Source organism: Ruminococcus sp. (genome assembly GCF_017650195.1).
In the GTDB taxonomy this organism is placed as follows: domain Bacteria; phylum Bacillota; class Clostridia; order Oscillospirales; family Ruminococcaceae; genus Ruminococcus.
In genome coordinates, this window is sequence record NZ_JAGCFH010000234.1 from 1 (window position 1) to 2,735 (window position 2,735).

Genomic DNA, 2,735 nt, shown 5'->3' on the forward strand with positions numbered 1-2,735 from the left:
AGGCTTTTCGAGAGTGGCTCCCGAAAATACCATACCTGCCTTCAAGGCGGCTATGGACTGCGGAGCAGACTACATAGAACTTGACGTTCAGCTTACGGCTGATGATCAATTGGTGGTTATACACGACGACAAGCTTGACCGTACCACCAACGGTAGAGGACTTGTTATAAATCGCACATACGAACAGATTAAAGAGCTGTCCGCAGGTTCGTGGTTTGGCAGCGACGGTGAGTTCAACGATGCTGAGATACCGCTGTTCAGGGACGTACTCGAATTGGTGGGCAAGGACATAATGCTGAATATCGAGATAAAGAAATCCGGAGATCCAAAAAAGACGGCTGAGAAGGCTGTGGAGCTTATAGAGGAGTACGGCATAGTCAATTCCTGCTATGTAACCTCCTTCTCGTATCCAGCGCTGAAAAAGGTGAAGCAGCTCAATTCAAAGATAAAAACGGCGTTTATTGCAAACCTTGCAACTGCGACTTCTTATGCTCAGCTGCCCTATATAGATGCGGTGAGTATGAACTACCTTTTTGTCAATCAGAGTGTTGTAAACTCCGCTCATCATCACGGAAAGCGCATATTCGTGTGGACTGTTGACAGACAGAGTGAGATGCAGAAGATGATAGCTCTGGGTGTTGACAATATTATCACAGACCGTCCTGATAAGGCGCTGGAGATAGTAAACTCAAAAAAGGTAGGCGATACGGTACTGACCGTGCTGAAATATATTTTCGGAAGCTGACCGTTAATGGGAAGCATATAGTGATATACAGAATTATGACAGGTCCGTATATGACATTCAAAGAAAAACCGGAGGAAAAAACAATGGATAAGGTGAAAAAGGCTGATGCGGCTGCTGTGGAAAATGAAAGTAAAGCATTAGCTCAAGCGGCAGAAAAACCATATTTTGCCGGCATAGACATAGTAAAGATACTTGCACTGATACTTGTGGTGTGCATACACTTCTATTTATACAACGGCTTTTATTACTTTTCAATTACAAACTCGTCGGCGATAGGTCCCATAGCGTTTAGGTGGGTGGCATACTCCTGTGTGCCGCTGTTCATGATATCGACCGGATATCTTATGAAGAACAAGACGTTTAGCGCAAAGTTCTACGCTGGTTTGATAAGGATAATCGCTATATACGTCATCATAAGCATTATATGTATAAAATTTAAGGAGCACCACTTCCATGAGGTGTTCACGCCTTGGAAGATCCTGAAGGGCTATCTTGAGTTTAACAATGCGCAATATGGCTGGTACATCAACTACTATATTGCTATATTTCTTATCATACCTTTCCTTAATCTTGCAATAAACGGTTGTAAGACAAGCTGGCAGAAGTTCTTCCTTGTGGCAGCAACCGTCTTTATCACGATATTTGCAAGATCCTTCTATCTTGGCTTCAATCAGAACGACCAGATAAAGGCAGTACCGGACTATCTCGAAGGAGCGTGGCCTATAGCATACTACCTTACGGGTGCTTTCATACGTGACTGCCATCCGAAGAGAAATGTGCGCAACAAGCTGATGATACTTGCGGCGTTCGCACTGTCTCTGAGCTTCCTGACATACAGTAGCTATAAGCATACACTTTCAAACGATGTGAATGACAACTTCTTCCTTTCACGTCACTTCAATCAGTACGGAGCATATCCGGTGTACGCTGTAGCAGTATGCATATTCCTGATGCTGTTTGATATCACAACAAAGAACAAAGGTGTAAAGTTCGTGCTACGTCAGTTGTCCGGGCTCACTCTAGGAACATACCTCATTTCTTATATATTTGACAACATGTTCTACAATGGTTGGAGACTCTCCGAGAATTCGACGCACCATGAAGGCTTTAACCAGAAATACATCGAAGTAGGCGATCGCTTCGCCCACTGGTACGAGATAATACCTAAAGTGTTTATCTGCTCGCTAATCTGTGGTTTCCTGATACATAAGCTCTACGATCTGTGCACCTTTCTTGTAAAGAAGGTGGCAGCAATTCTGAAAAGCAAAACGAGTGGCGAAGCTACGAAAACAAAGAAATAACCTGTTTTACAGCCTAAATTCATTTTTCTTCGGCTATATGCCGGAGAGAAATGTATATTTAGTTAAAATATGCATTTCGTTCATTAAAAATTTACAATTACAATTTCTGCAAATTGTTGATTTGTCCCAATATATATGATATAATAGTCTACGTTGAGTGCGCCGTGAGCGCACTGACTGCAGAAGATATGCGTTGAAACGGAAGGTTGCTGCCGGTATGGCAGGTAATTTTCGTGGAGTATGTCCGATTTTAAACCGGGCGAATGGGATATCGAACACAGTTTGTGGTTATTTTTCACGCAGCTTGCGTATGCGTGGATTATGCTCTTTTGTGCTCATATTTTGTTAAGATCGCTCGGAAAACGTCTGTTTTTCGAGTTTTTTTATGAGATGAAGCATGAAACACACGGAAACGTGTGATATTCCAATCTGCGTCCCCGTAATCATTTTCAAGGAGGCGAAAATAATGGCAGTCAACGAAAAGATCAGATTCAAGATCAAGGGTTACGATCACGCTACTGTTGATATTGCAGCAGCTAAGATCGTTGAAGCAGCTAAGAGAAGCGGTGCAAGAGTTTCAGGACCTATCCCGCTCCCTACAGACAAGGAGATCGTTACTATCCTCCGTGCTGTACACAAGTACAAGGATAGCCGTGAGCAGTTCGAGATGAGAACTCACAAGAGACTCG

3 protein-coding genes are annotated in these 2,735 nt (G+C 43.1%); all 3 read left to right on the plus strand.

The genetic code is table 11. The features are described from left to right. Nucleotides 1-745 (plus strand): glycerophosphodiester phosphodiesterase family protein (locus J6U00_RS10795; RefSeq protein ID WP_296581740.1); only part of this gene is annotated, 745 nt, incomplete at its 5' end. An 83-nt stretch (nt 746-828) separates the two neighbouring features. Beyond that, nucleotides 829-2,046, plus strand: coding sequence for an acyltransferase (locus tag J6U00_RS10800; RefSeq protein WP_296581742.1), 1,218 nt, complete (start codon nt 829-831; stop codon nt 2,044-2,046). A gap of 466 nt (nt 2,047-2,512) precedes the next feature. Next, nucleotides 2,513-2,735: 30S ribosomal protein S10 (gene rpsJ, locus J6U00_RS10805; RefSeq protein ID WP_296581743.1), on the plus strand; the 223-nt coding region annotated here is incomplete at its 3' end.

Bases quoted from the DNA above. Each gene is read 5' to 3' on its own strand.
- J6U00_RS10800 (WP_296581742.1), top strand. From the start codon at position 829: ATGGATAAGGTGAAAAAGGCTGATGCGGCTGCTGTGGAAAATGAAAGT.